We start from the raw sequence: 15,728 nt of genomic DNA on the forward strand, positions 1-15,728 counted from the left end.
CCGGAAAACCGGGATGGATATCGGGGAGAAGGATCGTCAGGGGTGGCAGAAGTATCAGTGCCAGGAGTGCAAGTTCGAATGGAAAGCGCCCAATCCATGAGGGCTGTTTCGGAATTGGTGGGAGGAGAGGCGCATGCGACTTGTGGTGAACCGTAGTCAAACGGCTGTCAAGGGGATGCTCGGCGGGCACAAGGGCATGCAGTTCACGCTCTCGTGCCGTCTACAGCTCACCGACGAGGAGAATCGGCTCGTCCAGCAGTACAAGCTGACGGAGTACCCCCTGACCTGGCGTACTTTCCAAGGTACCAAGCTGGTCGGCGACACCATCGGCAGCTTGGTACAGGGCTCCAGTCAGACCGTGTCGGACGTGAAGACATTGCTGACGAACGAAGATGTGATCAAGGACGCGATCGACGAATTGCCGACGTTGTTCGCGGTCTGTCGCACCTTCGGGGGAAACGAGATCATCGACTACCCGCGCGCGAAGAGCGCATAAGGGACTCGGAACAGTGAACCCCCGCCGAATAGCGGGGGCTCACTATCGCTGGGGGTTCGGATCTATCCGCGCTCGAACACACTCGCATCATCGAGCATCGCCGCGCGCAGCATGGATTCCGGGACACCCATTCCCTCGACCAGGGTCCGGGCTTCGGGGCGGAGGCGGTCGACGAGCTCATTGACTCCTCGCCGAACTGCTTTCGCGCGTTCGACGGACATGAAGCGGTGCATGATGTACCAGGCCTGGTTCTCCTCCAGCGTCGAGTAGACGTAGAGGTCGCAGACACTTTCGGCGAGCGCACGGGCGTCCGTGTCCTGGATTCCCTCGATCCCTTCGATGAAGGCCTCCAGGATCAGGCGGTCGATGTGGGCAGTGCCCGCCGCGAGAATGTGGTCCTGGGCGTTGTTGAAAGCTTCGAACGGGCTGGTGTCCTCGGCGCGGGCGCGCAGCCGGTGACCGGCGGTGCGCACCAGGTATTCCTCCCGATCGGCGAACAGTTGCAGTTGAACCGAGCGACGGGCCAGATCACCGTCGTCGACGGAGTCGTTCGAGCCGTCGCGCAGCCGCTGGATCAGCTGACGCACGCCGGTGACCTTGCGCACCTCGTCACCCGCCATGGTGGCGGCGAACTTCACCCAGCCGAGCGCGTCCAGGTCGCGGACCTCGTCGGAGTACGCGGTGAGCAGTTCCTTGGCGACGAGCTGGGTGAGCACCACATTGTCGCCCTCGAAGGTGGTGAACACATCGGTGTCCGCCTTGAGCGTGACGAGCCGGTTCTCGGTCAAATAGCCTGCGCCGCCGCATGCTTCGCGGCACTCCTGGATGGCGCGGGTGGCATGGCGGGTCTGCGCGACCTTCAGGCCAGCGGCCCGCTTCTCCAGTGCCCGTTGCGAACTCGGGTTGAGATCCTGGCCGGTCTGCACCAGGTGCATCCGGCGTACCAGGTCGTTCTGCGCGAACGCGAGCGCGTACGTCTTGGCGACCAGGGGGAGTAGCCGCCGCTGGTGGCTGCGGTAGTCGAGCAGGACCGTCTCCTGCCCGCTGTCCGGGTCGGCGAACTGCCTGCGCTTCTCCGCGTACCGGATGGCGATGCTGAGCGCGACCCTGGCACCGGCGGCCGCGGCCCCGCCGACGCTGACCCGCCCGCGCACCAGGGTGCCGAGCGTGGTGAAGAAGCGACGGCTGGGGTTCTCGATCTCGGAGCTGTAGGTGCCGTCCGGTTCGACGTCGGCGTAGCGATTGAGCAGATTCTCCCGCGGCACGCGGACGTGGTCGAACACGATGCGTCCGTTGTCGGCGCCGGGCAGCCCACCCTTGAGTCCGTCGTCGGAGGTGGTCACGCCGGGCAGATCCGCGCCGTTCTCGTCGCGGATCGGCACCAGCAGGCAGTGCACGCCGCGACCCTCACCCTGGGTGATCAACTGCGCGAAAACCGCTGCCATGCGCGCATGTTCGGCGGCACCGCCGATATAGTCCTTGCGCGCCGACGGCGTCGGCGAGTGGACCACGAACTCCTGGGTGTCCGGGTCGTAGGTGGCGGTGGTCTCCAGGTGAGCGACGTCGCTGCCGTGCCCGGACTCGGTCATCGCGAAACAGCCGAGCAGATCCAGCGAGATGAGCCGCTTGATGTACTCGCGATGCCGCTCGGTGCCCAGATTCTCGACCGCCCCGCCGAACAGACCCCACTGCACACCGGCCTTCACCCACAGCGACAGATCCGCATACGCGAGCATCTCAAGCCCGGTCACCGCGGCGCCAGGCTCGCTGGTGCCACCGTTCTCCCGTCGGAAACCGCGCTCGGCGTAGCCCATCGTGGCGATGACCCGCATCTGGTCGAGCACCCGCGCGCGGGCCGCTTTGTAGTCGAGGTACGGGTCGCCGGCGAACTTGTCGTCCGCGAGCTGGACTCGCGCCTCCTCCCGGACTGCTCCCCACGGTCCGTCCAGTGCTGCGCGTAGGTGATCCGCCGTCGTTGCGGTGCCGGTAGTCATAACTCGACATTAGCCCGCGCCGCGCCGGGCAAACCGTGACTGTTGACACGACATTCCGGGCGGAGCTCTTGTGGCAGATTGAACGGGTGTTTAATATATTGAACATGTGTTTAACAAACAGCCCGTACCGCAAGGACCCGCCGAGGATCTGACGACGGCGGCCCGGATCCGCGATGCCGCGATCGAGGTGTTCGGCGAGCATGGATTCCAAGTCGGAGTCCGTGCCATCGCGAAGGCAGCAGGGATCTCCCCGGGATTGGTGAACCATCACTTCGGCTCCAAGGACGGACTGCGGGCGGTCTGCGACGAGCGTGTGCTGCAGCTGATCCGCGAGGCGAAGGTCAAGGCGATCACCGCGGACAACGTGTCCAAGGGGATGCTCGCCGCCATGGCCGACATCGAGGAATACGGCCCCTTGGTCGCCTACATGGTGCGCAGCTTGCAGGCCGGTGGACCGATGGCGGAATCCCTGCTGGAACACATAATTTCCGATGCCGAGGTGTACATCCAGGCCGGCGTCGACTCGGGGGCCATCAAGCCGAGCCGCGATCCCGCGGCACGTGCCAAATACCTCATGTTGCTCAACGTCGGCGCGACCGTCCTCTACATGCAGATGCGCACGCAGCGCGGGGAAAAGCTCGACTACCGCAAAGCCATTCGGGAGCTCACGGAGGAGCTCACCGCACCCGCCCTGGAGATGTACACCCAGGGCCTACTCACCGACCCCACGATTTTGGACACATTCACCAAGGAGACCTGATGTCCGACATCATCGAAGTCCGCGATCTGCGCAAAACCTTCGGCCACGTCGCAGCACTGGACGGACTGAATCTCACTGTCGGAGAAGGCGAGATCCACGGCTTCCTCGGTCCCAACGGCGCGGGCAAGTCGACCACCATTCGGGTGCTGCTCGGCATTCTGCGCGCCACCGCAGGCCGAGTCGAACTGTTCGGCCGTAACCCGTGGACCGATGCGGTCGCCCTGCATCACGAACTCGCCTATGTGCCAGGCGATGTCACGCTGTGGCCGTCGCTGTCCGGTGGCGAGACGATCGACCTGTTGGCTCGCATGCGCGGCGGCATCAATGCCGAGCGCAGGGCGGAGCTGATCGAACGATTCGACCTCGATCCGCGCAAGAAGGCCCGCACCTACTCCAAGGGCAACCGCCAGAAGGTCGCGTTGATCTCCGCGCTGGCCTCCGACGTCCGCCTACTGCTGCTCGACGAACCGACTTCCGGCCTGGATCCGTTGATGGAGCAGGTCTTCCGGGAATGCGTCGAGGAAGCCAATCAGCGCGGCACCACCGTTCTGTTGTCCAGCCACATCCTCTCCGAAGTCGAGGCGCTCTGCGACCGGGTGACCATCATCCGGGCCGGGCGCACCGTGGAGAGCGGCACCCTGGCCGACCTGCGCCACCTTTCGCGCACCTCGATCACCGCCGAATTGCTCGGCGACCCAGGAGATCTCAGTCGGATCGAGGGCGTCGAGGACATCGAGCGGGACGGCACGACGCTGCGCTGCCAGGTGGACAGTGAGCATCTCGGCGAGCTGATCCGAGTACTCGGCGACACCGGGGTGCGCAGCCTGACCAGTGCGCCGCCGACGCTGGAAGAACTCTTCATGCGGCACTACCACGTCGACGGCGAGACCTCCGGGTCGGCCGCGAAGCGCGCGGCGAAGAATGGGGAGAAGGTGCGCGCATGACCACCATCGCTGCCGAACGTGCCCCCGCGGCACCGATTTTCGCCGACTCCAGCGATTTCGCGGGTACCGGGCAGCTGCTGCGGCTGTATCTGCGACGCGATCGCATCGTGCTGCCGCTGTGGTCGTTGCTGCTCGGGCTGATGCCCGCGTTCCAGGTCGCGAGCATCAAGGGCCTCTACGACACGCAGGCCGAGCTGGACAATTTCGCCAAGACCACCGCCGACAGCCCGGCACTGCTGGCCATGTACGGGCCGGTGTTCGGCACCGAACTCGGCTCGATCGGCACCTGGAAAGCCGGTGCCATGTACACGATGATCGCGATCGCCACGGTGCTCACGGTCATCAGGCACACCCGAGTCGAAGAGGAAACCGGGCGCGCGGAATTGGTGGGCGCCACCAGCATCGGCCGCTACGCCGGGCTCACCGCCGCGCTGACCACGACCTACCTCGGTTCGGTGGTCGCCGGAATCGTTTGTGCTGCCGCGCTATACGGCAACGACCTGCCTGCGATGGGCTCGCTCGGCTGGGGCAGCGCCCTGGCCATGTCCGGCATCGTCTGGGGTTCGGTCGCCGCGGTCGCCGCCCAGGTGAGTTCCGGCGCGCGAATCGCCCGCGGGATCGCGTTCGGCGCACTCGGCGCCGCGTTCGCGTTCCGTGCCGTCGGCGACGCCGGAAACGGGGTGCTCTCCTGGTTCTCGCCGGTTGGCTGGTGCCTGCAACTGCGCCCGTACGCCACCGAACGCTGGTGGGTGCTGATCCCACTGCTTGCGGTCGCGGTCGTCGGGACCGCAACGGCCTACGCGCTGCTGCGCACCCGCGATACCGGCTCCGGTCTGGTGGCCGAGCGCCCCGGGCCACCGGTCGCCGACTCGGTCCTTGCCGGACCGCTCGGACTGGCCTGGCGGCTGCAACGCGGGACATTGCTGGCGTGGGGCATCGGCTTCGCTCTCTACGGGCTGCTGATCGGCGGTGCCGTGAACAGCGTCGGCGACATGCTCGACGGCAGCCAGACCATCCGCGACCTCATCTCCCGGATGGGTGGTTCGGATATGTTGCAGAACTCCTTCGTCACCTACGCGATCACCATGCTCGCCGCCGCGGCCGCCGCGTACTCGATCTCGGCGACCTTGCGGCTGCACGAGGAGGAGACCAGTTCCCGCGCCGAGACCACGTTGTCCGGCTCGGTCGGACGCACGCGATACGCGTTGAGCCACATCGGCTTCGCGCTGTTCGGCCCGGCGGTGGCGCTGCTCGTGGCGGGTGCGGCGATCGGCATCGTCTACGGTGCGGCATCGGGCGATCTGGGTGAGAAGCTGCCGCAGGCGATCGGTGCCGCCGCCGTACAGGTGCCCGCGGTATGGGTCGTCACCGGCATCGCGGTCGCGCTCTACAGCCTCGTGCCCCGCTTCGCCCCGGTCGCCTGGGGCGTGCTGAGCGCCATGGTGGTGATCTTCTTCGTCGGCTCGCTCGACGGGCTGCCGCAGTGGATCGTCGATCTGGTGCCGTTCGTCCATCCGCCCAAACTGCCCGGCGCGGAATTCCAAGCCGCGCCGGTGCTCTGGCTGCTGGCGATCGCGGCAGCGCTGCTCGCGGTAGGCATCGCCGCCTTCCGCAGGCGCGACCTGCGCTGAACCGGCAAGCCGCGCGGCCCATGCCCAGCGTTGTGCGTGGGTCGCGCGCGGTAAGCGCTTGCGCCGCACAGACGTTGGCGACGCCCTACAGCGCTTGCAGGTGCTGTGAGGTGGCGCGAAGTCTGTGCCGCGGCGAAATCAGCTGACGTCTGCGTCGAGGCCGAGCTTTGCGGCGAGTCGGGTGAGGTAGCCGTGCACTTCGTCCGCTGTGCGGTCCGGCGTGCCGAAAATGACCTCGGTGACGCCGAATTCGGCCCACTGCGCCAGTTGTTCGGCGTTGTGGCGACCGGCCAGTGCGATGATCTCGGGTGCGCCCGCGCGGTCGTGCTCGCGCCAGATCCGGTGCAGCAGTTCGATCTTCGTGTGCAAGCCGTCTTCGGTCGGAGTGGTGATCCAGCCGTCGGCGTTCTTTGCCAGCCAAGTGAACGACTTTTCGGTGCCCGCGGCGCCGAGCAGCACCGGAATGTTCTTCTGCACCGGTTTCGGCCACGACCAGCTGGCCCCGAAGTTCACGAACTCGCCGGCGAAACTTGCCTCCTCCTCGGTCCAGATGGCGCGCATCGCGTCCAAGTGCTCGCGCAGCACCGTCCTGCGCTTGCCCGCGGGCACGCCGTGGTGGGCGAGTTCGTCGGTATTCCAGCCGAATCCGACGCCGAGGCTGACCCGGCCGCCGGACAGATGGTCCAGCGAGGCGATGGTCTTGGCCAGCGTGATCGGATGATGCTCAGCGGGCAACGCCACCGCCGTCGACAACCCGATCCGTTCCGTCACGGCGGCCGCGGTGGCCAGCGCCACCCACGGATCGAGGGTGCGCAGGTACCGGTCGTCCGGCAGGCTCGCGTCGCCGGTGCGGGGATGCGCCGCCGCGCGCACCACTGGGATGTGGGTGTGTTCGGGCACGTAGAACGTGTCGAAACCGGCACCCTCGGCGGCCTTCGCTGCCGCTGCGGGCGTAATGCCCCGATCGCTGGTGAACAAGACAATCCCGTACCGCACCGTACGCGCTCCCATCGCCGAAACTAGAACAAGTTCTACCATCTTTCCTTGGTCGGCACCAAGGTTTGGCGTGCACCGCCGGTCAGCGACAACGCCGCCGAGCACAGCGCGAGCACCATCGCGACGGCTGCGGCCACGCCGCCGAGAATGTCGGTGGGCAGGTGGTAATCGAGGCCGATCATGCCGATCGCGGCCGCGCATTGCGCCGCGACAGCAACTACGAGCGCAGTGATCCGAGCTCGCATCGAATCGACCAGCACGATGAACGCGGTGGCGATCGCGATCAGATGCACGGTGTGACCGCTCGGATAGGCAAGATAGTCGTGCAGCTGTCGGTTCCAGAGCGGTTTCCACAGCCAGGTATTGAGGCCGAGGGCGAGTTCGGGAACCACGAGCATGATCGCGGCGCGCCGCCAGTCGCCCCGATAGCCGAACCACGTGCACGCGAGCAGCAACAGCGGCAGCAGGATGTAGGCATTGCTGGGAATCACCAGCGCCTGATAGATGCCGGGCCTGCTGTCGAGGGCCGAGTGGATCGGTGCGGCAAGCGCGCGATCGAGCGCCGTCGGACCGCCGTCGGGGGGAAATGTCGCGGGAAGCAGGCCCGCGACGGCGCCGCCCAGCGCGATCCCGCCGAGCCGGAACGCGCCGCCGGGGATGACGTCCTGCCGTAGTCCGAACACCGGTCGACGATAGTCACTGACAGATTCTTGCTATGCGACCACGGTGTGTCGGCCTAGGCTGTCGGAGAAGTCAATGGTCATTCCACCGGAATCTGCTCCGGAAACGGTCACCGTCGAAACCGCCGCAGGGCAGGTCAACTCGGAGATCTGCTGAACGCTCCGCGACGTCGTGCTGACTTGGTATGGTCGAGTCGATCGGTGAACATTTGGGTTCACCAATCGAAATCTCGGCTCGGTCGGCCTGAAAGCAATGTGGCTCGGGTGTATTTCTTGCGGTCGTCTGGGCCGGGGGAGTGACTGAGAGGTACCCCATGGTGGGCGATGATGCCCGGCCTACGCTGGCCGGAACCTATCGGCTTCCGACGATCGTCGGGCGGGCGGCGGAGCTCGCCGAGCTCGGCAGACTACTCGTTGATCCTCGGGTCCGGCTGCTCACGCTCACCGGGACCGCAGGTGTCGGCAAGACAAGGCTAGCTCGAGAGGCGCTGTCGGACAGCGCATTCCACGGATGTCTCGATGCGATGATCGATCTCGGCGAATGCGCCGATCGGGCAAGTGCGTGGAACGCGGTGCTCGCCACCGCAAGTAATCGGCCGCTGGCCCCCGCGTACCCGGCGCTCGACCCCGCCGAGGCATTGGCGGTGCTGGCGTCCAGGATCGGCACCTGTCGGGCAATCCTGTTGCTGGACAACTGCGATCGCGTGGTCGCACAGATATCTACCGATGTGGCGTGGCTGTTGGAGCACTGTCGGCATCTGGTGGTCGTGGCGACCAGTCGGGTCCCGTTGAATCTGTACCGCGAATGTGTGCTGTGCGTGCGGCCGTTGCGCACCGACTGCGGCGGGGGAGACTATTACCCCGGCTCCTCACCGGCCGCACAGCTGTTGCTCGACAGCATCGACAGCCACTACCGAGGGTCGGCCGCGGTGGCCGACCGGCTGGTCCTCGACGAGATCGCCCGCGAACTCGGCGGCGTTGCGCTGGCCATCGAACTGGCGGCCGGTTCGATCAGCCGGATCGGCCCCGCACGCACCCTGCACCGCATCAAAGTAGGCGTCGATCTGAAGTCGCCGTGCTTCGTCGACGTGCCCGCCCGGCACCGGACGCTGCACGCCGCGGTCGAATGGGGCCTCGGCGACGTCGATTCCGCGTTGCTCGATCTGCTGTTGCGGCTTTCCTTGTGCGAGTCGGTGATCGATACCGACGTCGCCTGCCTGGTGACCGGGAGCGCCGAGGAGGAGACCGCGACCGCGCTGGCCGAGCTGGTCCAGCGCAGCCTGCTCGACCACACGGCCAGCGGGGCGCATGGGCACGGCTACCGGCTCTTCGCCACCGTGCGCGCCTATTGCCGGCAGGTGCTCGGTGCTGACCCGGCACGCGCCAAAGCGATTCGCGAGGACCATGTGGACCGCCTCGCCCGGCTAGCCGAGATCATCGGACCCCGGTTCGACCAGCGCGAACATCGCGCGGCCGCGTTGGCCGCCGCGGGCAAGCGGATCGTGGATTTTCTTGCGGCAGTGCACTATTTGATTGACACGGGACAGCCGGAACGTGCCGTCCGACTGGCGGCGAATCTGGAATCGGCGTGGATCCAGCACGGCTACCAGTCCGAGCTGGAGACTGTGCTGGCCAAGGCGTTGAAGATGAGCGATCGCGGCACGCTGGCGCCCGGCGTGACGGCGCCGCTGTGCCTCGAGGTCCTCGGACTCTGGGCCGGCCGGTCGGGACGACTACGGCGAGCGGTCGACCTGTTGACGAGTTCGGTTGCCGCCTATCGCCGTTTCGACATGCACATCGACGCGGCCCGGGTCGCGGTAGTGCTCTCGGTGGCGCTGACCGCCGTCGGGGACCGCACGGCCGCCAGAGCCGAACTGCGCCTGGCATCGCGTCATGTCGACGAGCTCGGCGGGCCATGGCCGGGCCGACTCCACGGCTCCGTCACGCTGCTCCAGATCCCGTATCCGCCGACGCGGGACGCCGACGTCTGGGCGCAGATGCGTGATCGGGTCCGGCAACTGGACAGCACGGCGCGGCTGATCGGACTGAATACCTTGGCGCGCACGCAGATCGGGCCGCTGACCGCGGACCGCGCCCAGTCGCTCTACCGCGAGAATTTGGATGACGACGATCTGGGCACGCACGTGCTGCAGGCGATCATCGCGCTGGAGGGCTGCGCCAGGGCCTACGATGCGGCCGGTGTCGAGTACGCCGAACCGACGGTGACCCTGACGCTGGCGGCCCGGCAATTGCGGGCCGCGCACGGCATCCCGCAACTGGGCCAAGGCGATCCAGCACCCCGCGAAACAGAGCACAGAAACGCCCTCGGCGAAAACAAGTTTCGCGAAATCATGCGGGCGGCGGGGGAGATGACCCTGGCCGACGCGGTGGCCTACGCCTGCGCGGCCCCGATCTTGCCCAACCCCGACGACTCCTCGCTGGCCGCGCTGACCAATCGCCAGCGCGAGATCGCCAGATTGGTGGCCACCGGCATGACCAACCGGATGATCGCCACCCAGCTGGGAATTTCGGAGTGGACGGTCGTCAATCATGTCCGGCAAGTGATGCTCAAGCTGGACTGTCCCTCGCGGCTGCATGTCGCGCTGCTGGTGGAACGCGACTCCCAGCACGCCGGGGACGGTACGAGCAGGCCGGAACCCGCGGTCGACGATCGGCCGTCGGTGCTGCCGCGGGTCACGGTGGCACGCAAGGGGTAGCCGGATCAGGGGCCGTAGGTCAGGACGGCGCTGATGACGAACCACAGCACCCAGGCGAACGCGATGATCATGCCGATCGCCAGCGTGATCCGCATGAATGCCCGGCCGAAATCCATGTCCCTTGTCTCCCGTGGATACAACTTCCACGGGCTGTACCACGGCGCCTGGATCGCGTAGACCGGCTTTTGCGCCTCCCGCTCGGCCTGCGCCAACTCCTCCGCGTAGGCCTCGGCCTGTGCCTGGTTCGGGCCGCCGTGCCACAGCGTGATGTCGATCGGGCCGAGGAAGCCCTCGTTGAGTAGTTCCTGCGGTGCGGGCAGGTAGGGCAGGATGCCGAGGCCGCGGAAGGCGACGGCGACGTCGTTCGCCGTCCATAGATGCTTCTCCTGCTCGGCGAGCGATTCGAAGTAGTGCCGCAGCCGGCCCGGGTCGTCACCGAGGATGACATCGAAGCTGGGATCGCTCCACGCCTGCTGGATTTTCAGCTCCGCACCGCGCAGCGGGACGACCAGCGCGAGCCCGTGCACCGCGCGCTGGCCGAGGCCGCGCGCGGCCAGCCAGTTCTGCAGCGCGAAGGTGTGCTCGCGGGACTTCTCCAGCGGGGTGCGACGATCCCGGCCCTCCATCGCGGCGGGTTCGCCGTTGATGGTCCAGTGGCCGTTGAGCGGGATCTCCAGCAGCCCGTCCTGCCGGGCCACCAGCGCCTCGGCCTCGATCACCACGCAGCTGGTCGGCGTCCAGACCACCGCGTCGAACTGGTGCAGCCGATCCTTGTGGAACAGACTGCAGTTGATCGTGGCGACACCGTGCGGAGCGCCTGGATCCTTCCAGGTGCGCAACCAATCGATCAGCGCCCGCTCGGCATTGGTGCCTGCGGCGTTCTGCACTCGCACGAGCATTGGCGACCGCCCTTCACGTCGACACTCGACAGTGCACAGGATACGAGGTCGGCGGCCGGATTCGCCGCGCTCATGGCAACGGTCGGCGTGTTGGTCGCCGGATCACTGCGGTTGTTCGGCGGCGATCTTGCCCGCCCGCACCGCCGCCACCAGTGCGGCATGGTCGGTTTCGGTGCGGTCGGCGTAGCGGACCGCGAAATTCGCGACCGCGTCGTCGAAACGTTCGTCGTTATCACCGAGATAGCCCGCGAGTAGGCGCGGATCGAGCGAGCGCGCGTGCGCGCGGGCCAGCAGCGCGCCGGCCAGCCTGCCGTAGTCGTCGAGGTCGGACGCGGACAGGGCCGCCGGATCGATGCTGCCCTTGAGATTGCGGAATTGGCGCACGATGAAAGGCAATTCGGTGCCGTTGCCGGTCGGATCGACACTCGTCCAGCCGAGCAGGATGTCGGACTCCGACTGAACCAGCCTGGCGCCCTGCACGATTCGCTTGCCCTCGTGTTTGGGCGGCGGCACGGGCAGGTACGGCGCGAGTGCGGACGGATTGGCCTGCTTGACTTGCAGCACCAGCGCTTCACCCTCGTTGCCGTGCAGCAGCGCGACATAGGTGTGCAGGCCGACGCTGCCGGTGCCGACGATCCGGAAGGCGATGTCGGACACCGCGAAACGGGCAATGAGGTTGCGCCGTGACTCGCGCAACGTGTCGGCGTAGCGCTCGAGACCATCGGTGATCGCCGTCGCGACCTGTTCGTCGACCGCAGTGAGAATCGGTGGGTCACTGACGAATCGGTGCTTGCTGATACCGGTCTCGTGGTCGTCGAGATGCTCGGTCCACTTGGCGACCACCTTCGCGCTGGTGTTCTTGCGCGCCTTCTTCGCGGCCTTCTTGAAGTCGTCGATCAGGTCGTGTGCGGCGGCTTCGCTCAGCACCGATTCGTCGGGCAGCGCGCTCCACGATTCCAGGAAAGGACGCTCGGCCAGTTGGCGCACCGCGAGGCGATAGGCGCGGGCGGCATCGTGGGCGGCCGCGCGGCAGTCGTCCTCGCCCGCACCGCTTTCCCGGCCCGCGAGCACCAGGCTGGCCGCGAGCCGTTCCAGGTCCCATTCCCACGGCCCGAGGATGGTTTCGTCGAAATCATTGATATCCATGATGATTTCGCCGCGCGGCGTGCCGTACAGACCGAAGTTCGCCGCGTGCGCGTCACCGCAGAGCTGCGCGACCAGCCCGGTGTCCGGTCCATCCGCCAGATCGGCGGCCATCAGTCCGGCCGCACCGCGGTAGAAGGTGAACGGGGAGGTGATCATCCGCCCGATCCGCAGCGGCACCAGGTGGGAGAGCCTGCCCTCATTGCTCGCCGCGATGAATTCCAGCACCTCGGGCCGCCGCGATCCCTCGGCGGCCCGATCACGAGCGTGGAGTGGTACCCGCTCGCGCAGCGCCTGTCCACGCGCACGCACCTCCGCCGCGGGAACGTAGGAGCGGAGGTCGATACGACTGTCTGACACAAACCTGACGCTAGCGGGTGCCCAGGCGTCCGACGGTGTCGGTTTCGCCACGTTGTCGGCTGGCCTGGCATACCAGGCCGGTGACTCAGTTGGCGGGCACCGACTTGTCGACGGGGGTGATCGGCAGACGCAGCGCGCCAGGTGCGGCGTCCGGCACCGTGGGCTGCTTCGGCGGCACGGGGGCGATGCGCTGGTACCCGGCCCCGAGTTCCGGACGCGGGTCCGGCTCGTTCTTGTTGGGCCAGAACGCCATCGCCCGCTCGGCCTGCGCGGTGATGGTGAGCGACGGGTTGACGCCCAGATTCGCCGTCACCGCCGAACCATCCGCCACGTGCAGACCGGGATGGCCGTACACCCGCTGATACGGGTCCACCACACCGGTTTCCGGGCTGTCACCGATGACGCAGCCACCGATGTAGTGCGCCGTCGCCGGGATGTTGAACACGTCCATCACCAGGCCGTGGGTGTCCCCGTCGACCTTCTCGCCGAACCGGCGGCCGATGTCGTGCGCCATCGGGATCCAGGTCGGGTTCGGTTCGCCGGTGCCCTGCTTCGTCTTCAGCAGCCCGCGCCTGCGGAACGAGGTAAGCGAATTGTCCAGTGACTGCATCACCAACAGGATCACCGACTTCTCCGAGGCGTGCCTGGCGTTGAGGCTGCGCAGGAAGACCACGGGGTGCAGCAGGATCGCCAGCAGGAAGCGCAGGAATCGGAACGCGCCGCCGTCCACGATCGGCACCGACATCGGGAACAGCGCGTTCTGCCCCTTGCCGTAATGGCACACCTCGATGTGGGTGTCCTCGGCCGGATGAATCGATGAGGTGATCGCGATGCCCTCGGCGAAATCGCGGCGCGAACGGCTCACCACATTGAGGATGGCCTCGGAGTTACTGCGGGTCAGCTCGCCGAGCCGGGGTGAGAGGTGCGGAAGCACCGCGTCGTCGCGCATCTTGTGCAGCAGCTTCTGGGTGCCGAGCGCGGCACCGGCGAACACCACCTGCTCGGCGGTGAAGGTCTTGCGCTCCTTGCGGATCCACCGGTCCGACCGTTGCGTCTCGACCGCGTAGCCGCCATCGGGCAGCGGCCGCACCGCGGTGGCGGTGGTCAGCGGATGTACCTCGGCGCCGGCCTGTTCGGCCAGGTAGAGGTAGTTGGTGGTGGTCGAGTTCTTGGCGTTGTTCGGGCAACCGGTGAAGCACCGCGCGCAGTGCACGCAGCCGCGCCTGCGCGGGCCGACCCCGCCGAAGTAGGGGTCGTCGACCTCGGTGCCCGGGTCGCTCTCGTTGAAGAACACCCCGACATCGGTCGGATGGAAGGTATCGGCGACGCCGAGGTCCTCGGCGATCTCGCGGATCACCTCGTCGGCGGGGGTCAGCCGCGGATTCGGCGCGACACCGAGCATCCGCTGTGCCTGGTCGTAGTACGGAGCCAGTTCGGCCCGCCAGTCGGTGATGTGCGCCCACTGCTTGTCGGTGTAGAAGTTCGACAGGGGCTCGTACAAGGTGTTCCCGTAGATGAGCGACCCGCCGCCGACGCCCGCGCCGGAGAACACCGCGCACTTGCCGAGCACGCTGATCCGCTGCGGTCCGGTCAAGCCCAGTCGCGGCGCCCAAATCGACTTGCGCACATTCCAATTGGTGCTGGGAATGTCCTCGGCATGCCACCGCCTGCCCGACTCGAGCACGCCGACCCGATACCCCTTCTCGGTCAACCGGAGGGCGCTCACGCTGCCCCCGAAACCGGAACCGATCACCACCACGTCGTAGTCGAAGCTGGGCATGACTTCCTCTCGTTCACCGGCCATCAGGCCCGCACCGCACCGATCGGTGAGATGATTTCATACTCATTCTGTCACCGGCGGGCTGTGGCGCAAACCATCCTTGCCCGCGGATATGGCCGAAACCGGCGTGCCCGGATGGCGTCGACCGGGGTCGGTGCGGTAAGCACGGGGCGTGACAACCGAATCGGGCACAACGGAACCTGAGGAGCGCGCCGCCACCGACGGCGCGACCGGTGGCGTCTTCGACGACCGCATCCTCACCGTCCCGAATGTCCTGAGTGTCGTGCGCCTGCTCGGCGTTCCACTGTTCTTGTGGCTGCTGCTGGTGGAGCATGCCGACGGCTGGGCCTTCGCACTGCTGATCGCCAGCGGCGTGACCGATTTCCTCGACGGCAAACTGGCTCGCCTGCTCGATCAGTCCTCCCGCCTCGGTGCCCTGCTCGATCCGTTCGTCGACCGGTTGTACCTGGTGACAACGCTGGCGGCATTCGTGATCCGCGGCCTCGTCCCGTGGTGGGTCGCGGTGATCCTGGTCGGTCGCGACCTGGTCCTCACCCTCACCCTCTCGGTCTACAAACGCCGCGATCTACCCCCGCCCGAGGTGATCTATCTGGGCAAAGCGGCCACCTTCGCACTGATGTCCGCGTTGCCCTGGCTGCTGGCCGGAGAAATGGATTGGGCACTGGACGGTTTCGGACGTGCGTTCGGTGGGGCATTACTGGTCTGGGGTACCGCGGTGTATGTATGGACCGGCGTGCTCTACACCGGTAAAGCGATCGCCGTCGCGCGTGCGATACCGGCTGTGCCACACCGGTCGACGTAGCCGAGGCGTCGGGTCGTACAACGGCTCGAGCCTCGCATAGAGTTGCGCTCACACGATCACGACGGAAAGGACGGACGGCCTGTGACCCAGACCCCCGAAGATCTGCGCTACACCGACCAGCACGAGTGGGTGCGGCGGATCGGACCGACCCGGGTTCGGGTAGGCATCACCGATTATGCCCAGTCTCAACTCGGTGACGTTGTGTTCGTGCAGCTGCCCGAAACCGACAAGGACGTCGCCGTCGAGGACAGCATCGCCGAGGTCGAGTCGACCAAGAGCGTGTCCGACATCTACGCGCCGATCAGCGCGAAAGTTGTTGCGGTGAACGAGGAATTGGTGCAGAAGCCGGAGACGCTGAACACCGATCCGTACGGCGAGGGATGGCTGTTCGAACTGGAGGTGGGCGACGCCGCCGGCCTCGACGCCACCCTGGGTGAACTGCTGGATGCGGCAGGTTATCAAGGAGTTATCGGGGGCTGACTCAGCCTTCCCGGTTCTACCTGCA

13 protein-coding genes are annotated in these 15,728 nt (G+C 66.8%); 7 read left to right on the top strand and 6 right to left on the bottom strand.

The genetic code is table 11. The annotated features are described in order from the left end of the window. Positions 1-133: 133 nt before the first annotated feature. The gene (locus KV110_RS19785) at positions 134-496 is read left to right on the top strand and encodes a hypothetical protein (protein WP_218477851.1); all 363 of its coding nucleotides are present in this window, start codon (positions 134-136) and stop codon (positions 494-496) included. Between the two features lie 62 nt (positions 497-558). On the opposite strand, the gene KV110_RS19790 is transcribed toward KV110_RS19785, so the two are convergent. Continuing rightward, positions 559-2,490: an acyl-CoA dehydrogenase family protein gene (locus KV110_RS19790; RefSeq protein ID WP_218477852.1), complete on the bottom strand. Its 1,932-nt coding sequence runs from the start codon at positions 2,488-2,490 to the stop codon at positions 559-561. Positions 2,491-2,596: 106 nt separating this feature from the next. Here KV110_RS19790 and KV110_RS19795 point away from each other — a divergent pair, with 106 nt between their 5' ends. Genes KV110_RS19795 through KV110_RS19805 form a run of 3 tightly spaced genes read left to right on the top strand, consistent with a single transcriptional unit; the run spans position 2,597 to position 5,825 of the window. Next, complete coding sequence (locus tag KV110_RS19795; RefSeq protein WP_218477853.1) at positions 2,597-3,250, top strand: TetR/AcrR family transcriptional regulator; 654 nt, start codon at positions 2,597-2,599, stop codon at positions 3,248-3,250. After that, the gene (locus KV110_RS19800; RefSeq protein WP_218477854.1) at positions 3,250-4,194 is read left to right on the top strand and encodes an ABC transporter ATP-binding protein; all 945 of its coding nucleotides are present in this window, start codon (positions 3,250-3,252) and stop codon (positions 4,192-4,194) included. Before KV110_RS19795 ends, KV110_RS19800 begins: the two co-directional genes overlap by 1 nt. Further along, entirely contained in the window at positions 4,191-5,825 is a 1,635-nt protein-coding gene (locus tag KV110_RS19805) for an ABC transporter permease (protein WP_218477855.1), read from the top strand. Before KV110_RS19800 ends, KV110_RS19805 begins: the two co-directional genes overlap by 4 nt. A 138-nt stretch (positions 5,826-5,963) precedes the next feature. On the opposite strand, the gene KV110_RS19810 is transcribed toward KV110_RS19805, so the two are convergent. Together KV110_RS19810 and KV110_RS19815 are read right to left on the bottom strand one after the other, a co-directional pair. Beyond that, entirely contained in the window at positions 5,964-6,821 is an 858-nt protein-coding gene (locus KV110_RS19810; protein WP_218478660.1) for a TIGR03619 family F420-dependent LLM class oxidoreductase, read from the bottom strand. Positions 6,822-6,856: 35 nt separating this feature from the next. Next, complete coding sequence (locus tag KV110_RS19815; RefSeq protein WP_246634648.1) at positions 6,857-7,504, bottom strand: phosphatase PAP2 family protein; 648 nt, start codon at positions 7,502-7,504, stop codon at positions 6,857-6,859. A gap of 311 nt (positions 7,505-7,815) precedes the next feature. On the opposite strand from KV110_RS19815, the gene KV110_RS19820 reads away from it, so the two are divergent. Next, a complete protein-coding gene (locus tag KV110_RS19820; protein WP_218477857.1) occupies positions 7,816-10,218 on the top strand; it encodes an ATP-binding protein in 2,403 nt (800 codons plus the stop codon). 5 nt (positions 10,219-10,223) lie between these two features. Here the strand turns inward: KV110_RS19820 and KV110_RS19825 are convergent, their stop codons facing one another. The 3 genes from KV110_RS19825 to KV110_RS19835 form a co-directional block, all read right to left on the bottom strand. Next, a complete protein-coding gene (locus KV110_RS19825; protein WP_246634649.1) occupies positions 10,224-11,105 on the bottom strand; it encodes a nuclease-related domain-containing protein in 882 nt (293 codons plus the stop codon). A 114-nt stretch (positions 11,106-11,219) separates the two neighbouring features. Next, positions 11,220-12,620: a DUF2252 domain-containing protein gene (locus KV110_RS19830; RefSeq protein ID WP_218477860.1), complete on the bottom strand. Its 1,401-nt coding sequence runs from the start codon at positions 12,618-12,620 to the stop codon at positions 11,220-11,222. A gap of 85 nt (positions 12,621-12,705) precedes the next feature. Beyond that, positions 12,706-14,400, bottom strand: a complete 1,695-nt coding sequence (locus KV110_RS19835; protein WP_218478663.1) for a GMC oxidoreductase — start codon at positions 14,398-14,400, stop codon at positions 12,706-12,708. Between the two features lie 253 nt (positions 14,401-14,653). Here KV110_RS19835 and KV110_RS19840 point away from each other — a divergent pair, with 253 nt between their 5' ends. Then, positions 14,654-15,223, top strand: a complete 570-nt coding sequence (locus KV110_RS19840; RefSeq protein WP_218478666.1) for a CDP-alcohol phosphatidyltransferase family protein — start codon at positions 14,654-14,656, stop codon at positions 15,221-15,223. Between the two features lie 81 nt (positions 15,224-15,304). Beyond that, on the top strand, positions 15,305-15,703 hold the full coding sequence (gcvH, locus tag KV110_RS19845; RefSeq protein WP_218477861.1) for a glycine cleavage system protein GcvH: 399 nt from the start codon (positions 15,305-15,307) through the stop codon (positions 15,701-15,703). Positions 15,704-15,728: the final 25 nt, after the last annotated feature.

It is taken from the genome of Nocardia iowensis (assembly GCF_019222765.1).
GTDB lineage: Bacteria > Actinomycetota > Actinomycetes > Mycobacteriales > Mycobacteriaceae > Nocardia > Nocardia iowensis.